The sequence below is a fragment of the Arenibaculum sp. genome (assembly GCF_035998295.1).
Taxonomy (GTDB): Bacteria; Pseudomonadota; Alphaproteobacteria; order Azospirillales; family Azospirillaceae; genus DASYHS01.
This window is the reverse complement of record NZ_DASYHS010000086.1, coordinates 17,647-31,418: the sequence shown is the minus strand read 5'-3', so window position 1 is coordinate 31,418 and position 13,772 is coordinate 17,647. Positions and strand designations below refer to the sequence as shown.

At 73.5% G+C, this 13,772-nt stretch carries 14 protein-coding genes; 2 read left to right on the top strand and 12 right to left on the bottom strand.

Annotated features, from left to right (window positions below; translation table 11 throughout):
* The 6 genes from VGO20_RS10110 to ku form a co-directional block, all read right to left on the bottom strand.
* Positions 1–228: VOC family protein (locus VGO20_RS10110; RefSeq protein ID WP_327502208.1), on the bottom strand; the 228-nt coding region annotated here is incomplete at its 3' end.
* A 40-nt stretch (positions 229–268) separates the two neighbouring features.
* Positions 269–835 (bottom strand): hypothetical protein, encoded by a 567-nt coding sequence (locus tag VGO20_RS10105; RefSeq protein WP_327502207.1) that lies wholly within the window; start codon positions 833–835, stop codon positions 269–271.
* A gap of 154 nt (positions 836–989) precedes the next feature.
* On the bottom strand, positions 990–1,817 hold the full coding sequence (locus VGO20_RS10100; protein ID WP_327502206.1) for an SAM-dependent methyltransferase: 828 nt from the start codon (positions 1,815–1,817) through the stop codon (positions 990–992).
* A gap of 86 nt (positions 1,818–1,903) precedes the next feature.
* Positions 1,904–4,285, bottom strand: coding sequence for a DNA ligase D (ligD, locus tag VGO20_RS10095; protein WP_327502204.1), 2,382 nt, complete (start codon positions 4,283–4,285; stop codon positions 1,904–1,906).
* The gene (locus tag VGO20_RS10090; RefSeq protein WP_327502203.1) at positions 4,282–5,406 is read right to left on the bottom strand and encodes a tetratricopeptide repeat protein; all 1,125 of its coding nucleotides are present in this window, start codon (positions 5,404–5,406) and stop codon (positions 4,282–4,284) included. Before VGO20_RS10090 ends, ligD begins: the two co-directional genes overlap by 4 nt.
* Entirely contained in the window at positions 5,390–6,316 is a 927-nt protein-coding gene (gene ku / locus VGO20_RS10085) for a non-homologous end joining protein Ku (protein ID WP_327502202.1), read from the bottom strand. Before ku ends, VGO20_RS10090 begins: the two co-directional genes overlap by 17 nt.
* 255 nt (positions 6,317–6,571) lie before the next feature.
* Between ku and VGO20_RS10080 the strand changes: the two genes are divergently transcribed.
* Positions 6,572–7,285, top strand: coding sequence for an XRE family transcriptional regulator (locus tag VGO20_RS10080; protein ID WP_327502201.1), 714 nt, complete (start codon positions 6,572–6,574; stop codon positions 7,283–7,285).
* A 96-nt stretch (positions 7,286–7,381) separates the two neighbouring features.
* Entirely contained in the window at positions 7,382–8,560 is a 1,179-nt protein-coding gene (locus tag VGO20_RS10075; RefSeq protein ID WP_327502200.1) for a S41 family peptidase, read from the top strand.
* Between the two features lie 31 nt (positions 8,561–8,591).
* Here the strand turns inward: VGO20_RS10075 and VGO20_RS10070 are convergent, their stop codons facing one another.
* From VGO20_RS10070 to mltA, 6 genes are all read right to left on the bottom strand, one after another.
* Positions 8,592–8,948 carry a helix-turn-helix domain-containing protein gene (locus VGO20_RS10070; RefSeq protein ID WP_327502199.1) on the bottom strand — a complete coding sequence of 119 codons (357 nt, stop codon included), beginning with the start codon at positions 8,946–8,948 and terminating at the stop codon, positions 8,592–8,594.
* Positions 8,945–9,517: a Smr/MutS family protein gene (locus VGO20_RS10065; RefSeq protein WP_327502198.1), complete on the bottom strand. Its 573-nt coding sequence runs from the start codon at positions 9,515–9,517 to the stop codon at positions 8,945–8,947. The genes VGO20_RS10070 and VGO20_RS10065 overlap by 4 nt, the downstream gene beginning before the upstream one ends.
* A gap of 36 nt (positions 9,518–9,553) precedes the next feature.
* Positions 9,554–10,246 carry a LutC/YkgG family protein gene (locus tag VGO20_RS10060; RefSeq protein ID WP_327502197.1) on the bottom strand — a complete coding sequence of 231 codons (693 nt, stop codon included), beginning with the start codon at positions 10,244–10,246 and terminating at the stop codon, positions 9,554–9,556.
* The gene (locus VGO20_RS10055) at positions 10,243–11,682 is read right to left on the bottom strand and encodes a LutB/LldF family L-lactate oxidation iron-sulfur protein (RefSeq protein ID WP_327502196.1); all 1,440 of its coding nucleotides are present in this window, start codon (positions 11,680–11,682) and stop codon (positions 10,243–10,245) included. The genes VGO20_RS10060 and VGO20_RS10055 overlap by 4 nt, the downstream gene beginning before the upstream one ends.
* Before the next feature lie 4 nt (positions 11,683–11,686).
* Positions 11,687–12,475, bottom strand: coding sequence for a (Fe-S)-binding protein (locus VGO20_RS10050; RefSeq protein ID WP_327502195.1), 789 nt, complete (start codon positions 12,473–12,475; stop codon positions 11,687–11,689).
* 65 nt (positions 12,476–12,540) lie between these two features.
* On the bottom strand, positions 12,541–13,770 hold the full coding sequence (gene mltA / locus VGO20_RS10045) for a murein transglycosylase A (protein ID WP_327502194.1): 1,230 nt from the start codon (positions 13,768–13,770) through the stop codon (positions 12,541–12,543).
* Positions 13,771–13,772 lie beyond the last annotated feature (2 nt).

Here is a 13,772-nt window from a genome sequence, read left to right as displayed (position 1 = left end):
GTGCTGCGGCTTGAAGTCGAAGGGACCGTCCGGGACCTCGAAGAAGGCGAGGTAGGAGCCGTCCCCCAGTTCGTAGAAGGTGTGCAGGGCCTGGGTGGCGCGGCCGGTCTTCGTCTGTCCGATCTCCAGCGCCTCCGCCAGCCGCAGGCCGAGGAAGTCCTCGTAGAAGCGGCGTGTCTCCTCGGAGTCGCGGCAGCGGTACGCGCTGTGGTGCATGCCCTTGATCATGGCTCGCGCCTCCCATCCACCGGCCCGCTCACGGGCCCGTTCACTGGCCGTGCATCACCATCTTGGGCGGGGCTTCCGCCAGCGAGTAGCTGCCGGCACCCGAGCAGTCCACGTCGGGGTTGACGGTGTTGAACACGCCGGCGGGGTTGGGCCTGAACAGCCAGGCGTGCAGGTCGTAGTGGTGGAGGCCGGCCGGCATCAACGGCTCGTGGCCTTCCATCGGCCCGTCGAAGGTCCGGCCGAACAGCTCCGGCGCCTTCTCGATGCCGGTCGCCAGCGGAACGAACCATTCGACCGCCACCAGTTCGAGCGTGTCGCCGCTCGGCTCGTAGATCAGGATCGGCGGGCGCATGGGGTCCGGGGTCGGGCCGACCAGGCCCATGTTGAGGAAATGGACCCCCATGGCGCCGTCCTCGTAGTGGACGCATCCCACGGTCGAGAGATAGCCGTCGCGCACGGCGGCGATCGGGTCCCGGTACTTCTCCAGGGCCGTCCTGACGGCATCGAGCTCGGGCGACAGCGCCGCCTCGTCCGCCGAGGCCGGCAGCCCGGCCGCACCGGCCAGGAGCGAAAGGCAAAGGGTCCCGCAGGCGAGGCGCGTCCTCATCGTTTTCCTCCCGGAGTTCTTCTTGGTGGAAGCAATATCCAGCGCCGGCAGGCCGGTCCGCGTCAAACGGCCGGAAGAGGAGCGAACGTCAGGGTAGGGGGACATGTACCCCGGGCATAGGCGGCAGTCCCGCCTTATCCAGCCTCGGCCCGCCTCACGCGGCCCGGACGAGGAACTCGACCGGCCCGATGATCCCCCTGCCGAGCGCGCCCATCACGTTGGACAGCCGTTCCGGCGAGGCCGGTCCCATCAGGACGTGGAGGCCGAGCGGCGGGACGCCCTGCCTCGCGGCCTTCTCGCGCATCTCCCGCCCCAGTTCGAGGGCGAGCGCGCTGCGGTCGACCTCCGCCTCGAGCTCGAACCCGGCGGCGGCGAGCTTGCGCCTGTAGGCGTCCGCGGGCTCGACGAAGCTGGTCCCGGCGGTCGCCGCCCAGGGCATGGGGTAGGGCAGGTCGCCGTCCGCCAGGCGGACGACGTCGTAGACGGCGAAGCGCGCCCCGGGCTTCAGCGCGCGCCGCACCTCGGCGAAGAGCGCCGCCTTGTCCTCCACGTTCATGCCGACATGGATCAGGGTGGCGGCATCGAAGCTGCCGTCGGCGAAGGGCAGCGAGAGCGCACTCACCTGGCGGAACGAGACGAGGTCGGCCAGGCCGCAGCGGCGCGTCAGGGCGTTCGCGACATCCACGAACTCCTGCGTCAGGTCGATGCCGGTGACCCGGCATCCGTGCATCTCGGCGAAGGTGCGCGCCGGGCCGCCGATGCCCGAGCCGACGTCGAGGACGTGCATGCCGGGCTGGAGGTCGAGATCCTTCGCCAGTTCGAGCGTCGCGGCCCGCCAGCCGAGATGGAACTCGTCCGCGGCGGAGAGATCGGCCGCCGACAGCCCGTCGACGTCCTTTCCGCTCGCCGCGAGGGCATCGAGGATGGCCCGCTCCAGCGCGCCGTGGGTGTAGTGCCTGGCGACTTCCTGCTCGACGGACATGACCGGCTCCCTTCCCGAGGTTCATCTTCGAGGCCCCGGGTGGGATCGTAGGAGCCGGGACGGCCGAACGGAAAGGAGCATTCGCGTTAGCGGGGCAGCCGCTGGCGCCGCTCCAGCCGGCCGGCCCAGGGGTCGGCGCCGGAACCGATGCGCCGGTGCAGCGTGCGGATCGTGAACCGGTCCGGGCGCAGGCCAGCCTCCACCTCCTCCCAGGCGAGGGGGACCGATACCGGGGCGCCGGGGCGCGCCCGGGGCGAGAAGGCGGCGACGGCCGTGGCGCCGCGCGCGTTGCGGAGATAGTCGATGAAGATGCGGCCCGGCCGCGCCGACTTCGCCATGCGCGCGGTGAAACGGGGGTCGGACCGGGCGAGGTCGCGGGCGAAGCCTTGGGCGAAGGCCTTCGCCTCCTCCCAGCCGGCCAGCGGCTCCAGCGGCACCACGACGTGCAGGCCCTTGCCCCCGGTCGTCTTGGCGACGCTGTCGAGCCCGATCGCCGCCAGCCGGTCGCGGATGTCGAGGGCGGCCGCGCATGTCGCGGACCAGTCCACTCCCTCGCCGGGATCGAGGTCGAAGGTCAGGCGGTCCGGACGGTCGGGCGCTTCCAGGCGCGAGCCCCAGGGATGGATCTCGATCACGCCCATCTGGGCGAGGCCGGCCAGCCCTTCGGCGTCCTCGACCGCGAGCAGGGGCTCGTCCTCCCCCTCGACCTCGGCCAGCCGCACGCCTCCCGGCAGCCCCGGCATGCGGTGCTTCTGGAAGAAGCAGGGCTCGCCGATACCGGACGGGCAGCGCACGAGGCTGAGCGGCCGGCCGGCGACATGGGGCAGCAGCAGGGGCGCCACCTCGAGCAGGTAGTCGGCGAGGTCGCGCTTGGTCAGGCCGCTGTCCGGCCACAGCACGCGGTCGGGGTTGGTGAGGCGGGCAGCGGGGCGGGCGGGGGAGCGGGCGGGGGAGCGGGGCGCTCGCGGCGGCGCATCCAGCACCGCGTCCTCCGGCTGCCGGTCCTCGCGCAGGCCCTTGAAGCTCGCCTGGCGCAGGCGCCGCTCGCGCGTCCAGCCCCGGTATTCGACGTCGGCGACGAGTTCCGGCCGGACCCAGACGACGCCCCGGTCCTCCGCCCCGCCGGCACCCTCGAAGACGGGACGCTCGGCGCGCAGCCGGTCCAGGCGCACGCGCAGCGCTTCGGCCGCATCGTGCGAGAACCCGCTGCCGACCCGGCCCGCATGGCGCCAGACGTCCCCGTCCAGGTAGCCGAGCACCAGCGAGCCGAGCCGGCCGCCGTTCACGGTGAAGCCGCCGACCGCGAACGTGTCGCGCAACGCGCATTTGCTCTTCACCCACGCCTCCGACCGGCCGGACCGGTAGGGCGCGTCGCGCCGCTTGGAGACGATCCCCTCGAGGCCGAGGCGGCAGGCATGGCGGCGCGTGGCCTCGCCGGCGGTCTCCAGATGTTCCGAATAGCGCAGGCGGGTGTCCCCGCCCCCGTGGTCCAGCAGGCCGCGCAACGCCTCCTTGCGCTCCAGCAGCGGCAGGCGCCGCAGGTCGCGTCCGTCGAGATGCAGCAGGTCGAAGGCGTAGTAGGCCATGCCCTCGGACCGGCCGGCGGCCAGCGCCTCCTGGAGGCGGCCGAAGTCGGACGCCCCGTCGGGCCCCTCCATCACCACCTCGCCGTCGACCAGCGCGGCGCGGACGGGGAGCTTGCCCATGGCGCGCGCGACCGAGGCGAAGCGCCGGGTCCAGTCGAGGCCGCGCCGGGTCAGCAGGCGCACCGAACCGCCCTCGATCCGGGCCTGGACGCGGTAGCCGTCGTGCTTGATCTCGTGCACCCAGTCCGGGCCGTCCGGGGCCTGGGCCGCGGTCGCGGCCAGCATCGGCTCGACGAAGTCCGGCGGCGGGTCGCCGGGTGCTGCGATCGCGTCGAGGTCGCGGCCGCTCGCGACCGACAGGGGCGCTTCGTCCAGGATGTCGGGCCCGTCGGCCGCGCGGGCGGCGGCATCCCTGGCCTTGATCAGCAGCCAGTGTTCCTGCCGCGCGCCGCCGCGGCGGGTGCGCACGAGGTGCCAGGTCCCGCCCAGCTTCTCGCCCTCCAGCCGGAAGGTCAGGCGGCCGGCCTCCAGTGCTGCGCGCGGATCGCCCTCGGGGACCCAGCGCCCGCGGTCCCAGAGCAGGACGGTGCCGCCCCCATAAGCCCCCTTGGGGATCACGCCTTCGAAACCGCCGTAGTCGAGGGGGTGGTCCTCCGTGCGCACGGCCAGGCGCTTCTCGCCGGCGATCAGGCTGGGCCCCTTGGCGACCGCCCAGCTCTTCAGGACACCGTCGAGTTCCAGGCGCAGGTCGTAGTGCAGGCGGCGGGCCGCATGCTTCTGGACGACGAAGGCGTCGCCGGAAGGACCGGCCGCCCCGCCGACCGGTTCCGGGGTCCTCGCGAAATCGCGCTTCGCCCGATAGGTCGCCAGCGGGTCGGTCATGGCGCACCGGCCTCCCGCAGGCGTTCCATGCGGCAGAGCTGGATCGCCCGCCGGGCGACGCCGCGCCAGGGCTCGTGGGGCTGGAGCCGCAGGTAGCGCTCGAACAGGATGCACGCCCGCTCCCGGCGTCCCTGGCCCAGCAGCAGCATCGCCAGGCGGAACAGGGCGTCGGCGAAGGCCGGGTCGCCGCACAGCGCCCGCGACAGGTCGCGCTCGGCCTCTACGTCGCGCCCCGCGTCGAGCAGGCACAGCGCGCGGTTGTACCAGGCCTCGGCGAAACCGGGGTCGAGCCGGCCGGCCCGGTCGTAGCGCGCGCGGGCCTCGGCGCCGCGTCCCAGGCGGACCAGCAGGTTGGCGAGGCTGAACTGGGGCGCCGGGTCGCGCGGGCTCGCGGCGGCGGCGGCACGGTAGCAGCGCTCGGCCGCGGCGGGGTCGCCGGCGTACTCCGCCTCCTCCCCCTCCTCCAGCAGTTCGGCGGCGTGCCGGTTGCGCGGCCGGCTGCCGGGCAGGTCCAGGATGAACTGCCCCGCGAGCGTCGCGGCACGGCCGCCGATGCGCAGCAGCAGCCCGTCGCCGGCATCCATCACCAGGCGCGCGGCGGACGGCCCGGTCCGCAGCGCCGAGCGCAGCCGGGCGAGCGGGCCGACGACGCTCGCGAGCGCCACCCCCTCGTGGAGCATGCGGCCGACGTCGCGGGCGAGCAGCGCGTCGGCGAAGGCGAACGAGCCGTCGACCGGGACGAGCACGTCGAACAGCACCAGCGCTTCCAGGGTCCTGCGGTCGAGCCGGCCGGCGCGGCGGACTTCCTCGGCACTGAGCCGCCCGCCCGCCTCCGGGATCTCCCCGGCCAGGCCGAGGGCGCGCAGGAACGCGCCCTCGCCGAGCACCCTCGCCCGGCCCGCCCGCGCGCCGGCGAGCAGCGCGTCCCAGCGCTGGGTGCCGAGCAGCCGGACGGCGCGGCGCCCGATCACGACGACGCCGGTCCGTCCGGAGACGCGCCGCCGCAGCACCGCCCCGCGCCGTTCCAACTCGCGGCGCACGCGCTCCGGGCCGATGGTGACGAGGCCGCCGAGGATCACGACCCCGGTGCCCTCGCCGATCGGGTCACTTGCGCCGTCCACCGGATGCCCTCTTCGGCTGGTCGGTCGGCTTGTCGGCCGGCTGGGCGGTCGGCTTGCCGGCCGTCTTCTTCGTACCGGCGGCCCGCCCCGGCGGCGCCTTGCGGGCGGGGGCGGCGGGCTTGGCCGCTATCCCCTCCTGTTCCAGCGACTTGCGCAGCGCCTCCATCAGGTTGACGACGTTGCCGCCGCCGCGGGGCTTCGCGACCGCCGGTTCGGCGCCGGCGACCTTGGCCTCGACGATGGCGCGCAGGGCTTCCTGGTACTCGTCCTTGACGGCTTCGGGATCGAACTCGCCCGCCTTCGCCTCGATCATGCGCGCCGCGAGCGCCACCAGGTCCTCATCGAGTTCGCCCTCCTCGATATCCTCGAAATAGGCGGTCGGGCTCTTCAACTCGTCGGCCGTGCGCAGGGTGCTGACCAGGATGCCGTCGCGGTAGGGCCGCAACGCCACCAGCCGCTCGCGGTCCGCCAGCACCACGCGGCCGAGGCCGACCTTCCCCTCGCGGCTCAGCGCCTCGCGGATGACGCGGAACGGCTCCTGCCCGATCGCGCCGTCCGGGGCGAGGAAATAGGGCTGGTCGTAGTGGAGGCAGTCGATCTCCCCGGACGAGACGAAGCGTTCGAGGTTGATGGTCTTGGTGCTCTCGACCTCCAGCTTCTCCAGATCGTCGTCGGTGAGGACGACGTAGCGGTCCTCGTCGAACTGGTATCCGCGCACGATGTCGGACCGTTCCACCGGCTCGCCGGTGCCGGCATCGACGAGCTTCTGCCGGACGCGGTTGTTCGTCTTCGAATTGAGCTGGTTGAAGCGGATCTTGGACGAGCCGGAAGTCGCCGTGTACAGGCGGACCGGGCACGACACCAGGCTCAGTTTCAGGTAACCTTTCCAAGCCGGACGGGGCGCGGCCATTCTTTGCTCCCGCTGTCAACATTCTGGCAACCCGCCGCCGGAAACTCGCCGTTACCGGGGCAGCGCGAATCAACATGGCGCCGCGAGTTGCGTTTCCGGCTACGAATACAGTCGGGGACTTGATGCTCGTCGGCCCGGCCCGGCTCCTGCCCAGGCGCCGTCGGATTACCACCGATTTCCGCATGCATCGGGCGCCGTCACGTGGCTTCAACTGTTGAAAGTCCTGGCAACAGTTGACGGAATCCGGACGCCCCCGTGGCAACACTGGCAACCTTCCGGCTCGCTCCCCGGGGCGAGGAGCGGCCCACCCCGAACCGGATCGCGGAGATCCGGCAGGCCCGCGGCATGTCCCAGGACGATCTGGCCACGCGCATCGGCTGCACGAAATCGCAGCTCAGCCGGCTGGAGAACGGCCAGCGGCGCCTGACCCGGCCGTGGCAGGGCCGCCTGGCGGCGGCGCTCGACGTCGCGCCGGAGGACCTGCTGGGCGAGCCGGCCCTGTTCTCGCTGCGCACCGGCAGCCGGCCGGCGGAAACGCCGCCGGCCGAGCGCGGCGGGGTCGAGGACCCGATGCCGCCGGCGGAGCGGACCCTGCCCCTGTGCGGCCTCGGGCAGTGGGGACTGCCCGACGGCGTGGGCGTCTTCGTCGATCCCGCCCGCGCCCCGGAACGGGTCTGGTGCCCGGCCCCGCTGGCCCGCGTGCGGGGCGCCTATGCGGTGCGCATGCCGGACGGCTCGCTGTGGCCGAAATACGGGCCGAACCAGCTCCTGTTCGTGCATCCCTTCCGCGCCCCGCAGCCGGGCGCGCCGGTCGTGGTGCGCGGCGACGGCCGTTTCCTGGTCGCCGTCTTCGTCGGCGCCGGTCCGACGACGATCCGCCTGGAGCGCTACCGCCCGGCCCAGCAGTTCGAGGTCGAGCGCGGCGACGTCGAAGCGGTCGAATGCATCCTCGTCAGCGAGGAGCGCTAGTTTTCCTTCCCGTCCTGTGGCCCCGGCCACAGCGGCCCGAACGCCCCACCTCCCATGCTGGTCTCCGGACGAGCCATGACGGGAAGGTGCCGAGCCATGAGAACGACCGGGATCGCGATGTTGATGGCCACCGCTCTTTCGAGCACCGCCGCCGCCGCCACGGCGCCCGCGGCGACGGAACCCGAGATGGAGCGTCTGGCCGCGCGTTTCGAGCAGGTGCTTCGCCGCGTGCATGCGGACTATGTCGACGCGGTTCCGGGCGAACGCCTGGTCGAAGCCGCGATCGAGGGAATGCTGGCGTCGCTCGACCCCCATTCGGTCTTCCTGGACCAGGCGGCGGCGCAGGCCCAGCAGGAGCGCACCAGCGGGAAGTTCGGCGGCATCGGCATCAAGGTGGCGCCGGACGAGGGCGGGCTGCGCATCCTGGCCCCGATCGACGGCGGCCCGGCGGCCCGGGCCGGGTTGCGCGGCGGCGACCTCGTCACCCGCATCGACGGCGAGCCGGTCGGAGACGCCGGTCTCGCCGAGACGACCCGGCGCATCCGCGGGCAGGTCGGGACCCGGGTCACGCTCACGGTCCTTCGCGACGGTCCCGGCGCGCCCGGCAGCTTCGACGTGACCCTGACGCGCGCGGTGGTCCGGGCCTCCTCGGTGACCCATCGGGTCGAGGGCACGGTCGGCTACATCCGCATCCATTCCTTCGACGCGCAGGCGCAGCGCGGGCTGGACAAGGCGGTCGCCGCGATCGGCGCCGAACTCGGCGGCCGTCTGCCCGACGGCTACGTGCTCGACCTGCGGGACAACCCCGGCGGCCTCGTGCGCCAAGCGGTATCGGTCGCCGACAGCTTCCTCGAGGCGGGCACCATCGTCTCGATCCGCGCGCGCGACGCCGCGCCGCGCGTCCACGAGGCGCAGCCCGGCGACATCTCCCACGGGCTACCGCTCGCGGTGCTGATCAACGGCGGCTCCGCCTCATCGTCGGAGATCGTGACCGGCGCGCTCCAGGACCACGGGCGGGCGATCGTGCTGGGGACGCGGTCCTTCGGCAAGGGCTCGGTCCAGACCGTCGCCAGCCTGGGCGACTGGGGCGCGGTGAAGCTGACGACGGCGCGCTACTACACGCCGTCCGGCCGCTCGATCCACGCCGTCGGCATCGAGCCGGACGTCGAGGTTCCGCCGGACCGCGGAACCGGCTCCGACGACCGCCAGCTCGCCCATGCGCTCGCTCTGGTCCGGACCGGACCGGTCATGGCGAGCGCGATGGCCGGGCCGTAAGGGCCGCCTCCCGCAGGTGGACGGCCATTCCTCAGGCCCGTTCGCGCAGGACGGCCAGCAGGTGCTCGATGGTGGCTTCGTCCAGGCGGCGGATGCTGGCCGCGAGCTGGTTGGCCAGCTCGGTCGCCCCGGGGCTCAGGCCGGCGGTGTCGACGACGATGCGCGGATGGCTCAGTTCCGCCACCCGCTCCAGGGCTTCGGCGTCGTCCCAGAACAGGCCGAAATAGGCGCAGATCTGGCGCACGAGCTGCGTCGAGGGCTGGCCGCGCCGCCCGTGCTCGAGGGCGGAGAGATAGGCGGAGGAGATGTTCAGGCCCTCGGCCATCTGCTTCAGCGTCACGCCGCGCTCGGCCCGAAGCGCGCGCATCCTCGTGCCGAACGGGGTCATCGCAGGTCCCGCTTGCGCTTCAGCAGCAGGTAGAGCGCGCCGTCGCCGCCGTGGCGCGGCTGGGCGCGGTGGATCGCGACCACCATCGCGCGCAGTCCCGGCTCGCCGAGCCAGCGCGGCACGGCCGCGCGCAACACGCCCATCCCCTCCCCGCCCGAACCCTTGCCGGTGATCACCAGCAGCACCCGCCGCCCCTCGTGCCAGTTCCGGCGCACGAAGCCGAACAGCGCGTCATGCGCCTGGGTCTGGGTCATGCCGTGGAGGTCGAGCCGCCCCTCGATCTCGAAGCGTCCGCGGCGCAGCCGGTCGTCGGTGCGCCGGTCGACCCCCGGCGTGCCGTCGGGGGCGAGCGGCGGCAGCGCCGGCCGGGCAACGCGGGTGCGGACGCGCGGCGCGATGGCCCCGGCGGCGACCTGCGCCGCGGGCACCGCGACCGCGGCCGGCGGCACAGGCGCGGGGTCGGACGGGGCATCGGACGCGGCCGCGCGGCCGGGCAGCGGCTCGGCGTCGCGCACCACCTCGCGCCACAGGCGCAGTTCGTCCGGTGTCGCCTGGCGGCGGCGGCTCATGCTTGCCTCTCCGGTCGGCCGGCCGCGCTCCGCCGGTCAGGCGGAGGCCCCGTCCCCGTCGCCGCCGTCCACCAGGAGGATGTGCAGGCGCCGGGGGCCGTGCGCGCCGAGCTGGATCGTCTGCTCGATGTCGCCGGTACGCGACGGGCCGGTGATGAAATTGACGGTGCGCGACAGCGCGCCGCGCGCCCTCAGCACGTCCCAGGCATCCTCGTAGCTGCCGACGATCCGGTCCGTGCGCAGCACCACAATGTGGGTATCGGGCATCAGATTCAACGTCGTCGGATGCGCGGGGCCGCTCGCCATCACCAGCGTCCCGGTCTCGGCGACGCCGGCGACCGCCCCGGTGACGCTGGTCGCGTCCCTGTCCTCGGCCCGGCCGCGCCCGACCGTGAGCGTCGGCCGCCGCTCCCAGGGCACGGCGTCCAGCTCCGGATCGGGCGCCACGCGCAGCTCGGCCGGGAGATTATGCTGCGCCAGATAGGCGGCGACCGCGTCCGGGACGTCCTGCGGGGTTGCGAGCCTCTCGACCGTTGCGGCGACCTCGGTCGCCATGCGCACGAACAGCTCTATCCCCTCCTCGCCGGCGGCCCGCGCGCGGGACGGCATCAGGTTGCGGCGGTGCGCGGCCAGCCGGTCCTCGGCCGCGGCGAGCCTCTCGCCGTCGAGAGGGCCGCGCTTCAGGGAGGTGCGGATCGAGCCGAGGATCCGGTCGCGCGCCTCGCTCATCGTGCGTCCTCCCGCCGCGCGCTCTCCCGGCGCTCGGCCCAGAGCTGCTGGAACGTCCTGCCCTCCGGCGCCGGCATGTCGCGCCAGTCGGTCCAGCCGCCGGCGAGCGGCAGCCGGCGCAGCCGCCCCTGCCTGCGGCCGAGCCGGCCGAGCAGGCCCGCAGCGAGCCGCGTGCCGAGATGGTAGAGGCCGGGGCGGCGCGCGAACCAAGCCCAGAAACCGAGGCCCCAGCGCTGGGTCGCCGGCGTCAGCCCGGCCGCGTACTCCTTCTCGCGCCAGTGGCGCATCATCTTCGGCAGCGGAATGCGCATCGGGCACACGCTCTCGCAGCGTCCGCAGAAGGTGGACGCGTTCGGCAGGTGCCCTGCGGCATCCACCCCGATCAGCGACGGTGTCAGGACCGCCCCCATCGGGCCTGGATAGACCCAGCCATAGGCATGGCCGCCGACCGAGGCGTAGACCGGGCAGTGGTTCATGCAGGCGCCGCAGCGGATGCAGCGCAGCATCTCCTGGAACTCGGTGCCGAGCATCGCCGTGCGCCCGTTGTCGAGGAGGACGACGTGGAACTCCTGCGGGCCGTCCGGGTCGCCGGGCCGCCGCGGCCCGGTCGAGAAGGTCGTATAGGCGGAGAACTCCTGCCCGGTCGCCGAGCGCGCCAGCAGGCGCAGGATCGTGGAGGCGTCCTCCAGCGTCGGCACCACCTTCTCCAGGCTCGCCAGCACGACGTGCACGCGCGGCAGCGTCTGGGTCAGGTCGCCGTTGCCCTCGTTGGTCACGATCACCGTCGAGCCGGTCTCGGCGATCAGGAAGTTGGCGCCGGTGATGCCGACGTCGGCCTGCTGGAACTTCTGGCGCAGCATCGCGCGCGCTTCGGAGATCAGCGCCGTCGGCTCGACGAGCGAGCGTTCCGGGTCGAGGTCGCGGTGCGCGGCGTAGAAGGCCTCGGCGACGTCCTCCTTCGAGAGGTGGACGGCCGGCGCGATGATGTGGCTCGGCGGCTCGCGGCGGAGCTGGATGATGTACTCGCCGAGATCGGTCTCGATCGGCTCGAACCCTTCCCGCTCCAGGTGGTCGTTGATCGCGATCTCCTCGGCGACCATCGACTTGCCCTTGGTGACCGTGCGCGCGCCCGCGTCGCGGCAGATCCGCGCGATCGTCTCGCGCGCCTCGGCCGCCGTGCGGCACCAGTGGACGTGGCCGCCGGCCTCGACGACGCGGCTCTCGAAGCGTTCCAGGTAGAAGTCCAGGTGCTCGAGCACGTGGTCCTTGATCGCCCGGCCCTCGTCGCGCAGCGCCTCGAACTCCGGCAGGCGCTCGATCGCCCGGCGCCGGTTGCCCTGGAAGCCGACCTTCATCTTGCCGAGCGCGCGCTGCAGGCGCTCGTCCCGCAGGGCCTCGTGGACGTTGTCCTTGAACGCGTGGCTGGTGCTCTCCATCGCCTCACCCTTTCCGGACGGCGGCCTCGCCGATCGGCGCCGCCTCGCCCGCGACCCCGGCCAGCACCTCCGCGACGTGGCGGACCTGCACGCGCGAGCCGCGGCGCTTCAGCTTGCCCGCCATGTTCAGCAGGCACCCCATGTCGCCGGCGAGCAGCATGTCCGCGCCGGTGGCCTCGATCTTCTCGGCCTTGTCCTCGACCATGCGGTTCGAGATCTCGGGATACTTGACGCAGAAGGTGCCACCGAAGCCGCAGCACACCTCGGCGTCCGGCAGCTCGCGCAGGCTCAGCCCGCCGACCGTGCCGAGCAGCCGGCGCGGCTGCTCCCTGACGCCGAGCTCGCGCAGGCCCGAGCAGCTGTCGTGGTAGGTGACCGTGCCCTGGTAGGCGGCCTCGACCCTCTCCATCCCCATCACGTCGACCAGGAAGGACACCAGTTCCCAGGTCCGGTGGCGCAGCCGATGGGCGCGCGGGCCCCAGTCCGGGTCGTCCTTCAGCAGCTCGGCATAGTGCTCCTTGATCATGCCGGCGCAGGAGCCCGACGGCGCCACGACGTAGTCGAACCCCTCGAACGCCGCGATCACCCGCTTGGCGAGGTCGGCCGCGTCGGCCCTGTCGCCGAGATTGTAGGCGGGCTGGCCGCAGCAGGTCTGGGCGCGCGGCACCTCGACCCGGCAGCCCGCCTTCTCCAGGAGGTTCACGGCGGCGAAGCCGACCGTCGGCCGGAAGATGTCGACGAGACAGGTGACGAACAGCCCGACCCTGGGCTGCGCGGGGGGCGTGTCGGCCATTGGTTCAGAACTCCCGAAAGCGCCGATTGGTCATACCACCCGACCGCGGCGGAAGGGAAGACGCCTCACGCCCCGGGCGCGGGCGGCGCCACCGTCCGCGGCAGCAGCAGGTGCCAGCTCCCCCGGCTCTTCATCACGCCCGCCCGGTGCTCGGCATCGTCGCCATGGCCCCAGAACAGGTCACCGCGCACGGGGCCGCGGATGGCGCCGCCGGTGTCCTGCGCGACCGCGAGCCGGCGCAGCCTGCCGCCCGGGGCGACCGGGTCCTCGACGTCGAGCCACACCGGCACGCCGTAGGGGACGAAGCCGGGATCGACCGCGATGCTGCGGCCCGGCGTCAGGGCCACGCCCTGGGCGCCGAGCGGCCCCTCGCCGTCGAGCGCGCGGAAGAACACGAAGGACGGGTTGCGGTTCATCACCGCCGCGGCTTCGGCGGGGTTGTCGGCGAGCCAGGCCCGGATCGACTGCATCGTGACGTCTTCCAGCCGCAACGCGCCGCGGGCGACCAGCTCCCGGCCGATCGCGGTGTAGGGATGCCCGTTCTGGCCGTCGTAGCCGACCCGCAGCGCCCGCCCGTCCTCGAGCACGACCCGGCCGGAGCCCTGGATGTGGAGGAAGAAGGCATCGACGGGGTCGTCGACCCAGGCCAGCTCCAACCCCTTCCCCGCGAGCGCCCCGGCTTCGATGCGCGCGCGGTCCTCGAACGGCTTCAGCCTTCCCTCGACGACGCGCCCGGCGATGCGCTCGCCCTTCATCGTGTCGCGGAACTCGCCGAGATCGACCATCACGAGGTCGGCGGGGCGGCGATAGAGCGGGACCCGGTAGCGCGCGTCAGGCGCCAGCGCGCCGCGCAGCTCCGGCTCGTAGTAGCCGGTGAACAGCCCGTCCGCCTTGCCCTCGCCGTCCGTGGCCGCCCAGGGCCGGAACCAGGTTTCGAAATAGGCGCGCGCCGCGGCCCCGTCGCCCCGGGGCACCCCGGCAAGGGCCGCGCACGGCGCCTGCCAGTCCGCGACGGTCCCGGCGACGCCGAGTGCGCGGCCGGGCGGCAGCGTCGCGAGCCGGCGGCAGGAGCGGTCCAGCGCCCCGAGTGCCGCGGCGTGGTCGTCGAGCGCCCAGCCCGGCAGCTCGGCGAAGCCGGCCGGCTCCAGCAGAAGGCGGGACGCTTCGGGCGGGGCCGGCGGCGGCGAGGGCGCGTGCGGCGAGCAGGCGGCGAGCCCGGCCAGCAGGGCGACCGCGAGGAGCGCGCGCGGCGCCCAACGCCCCACTCCCGAGACCGCCTCCATGACGGGCCTCACGG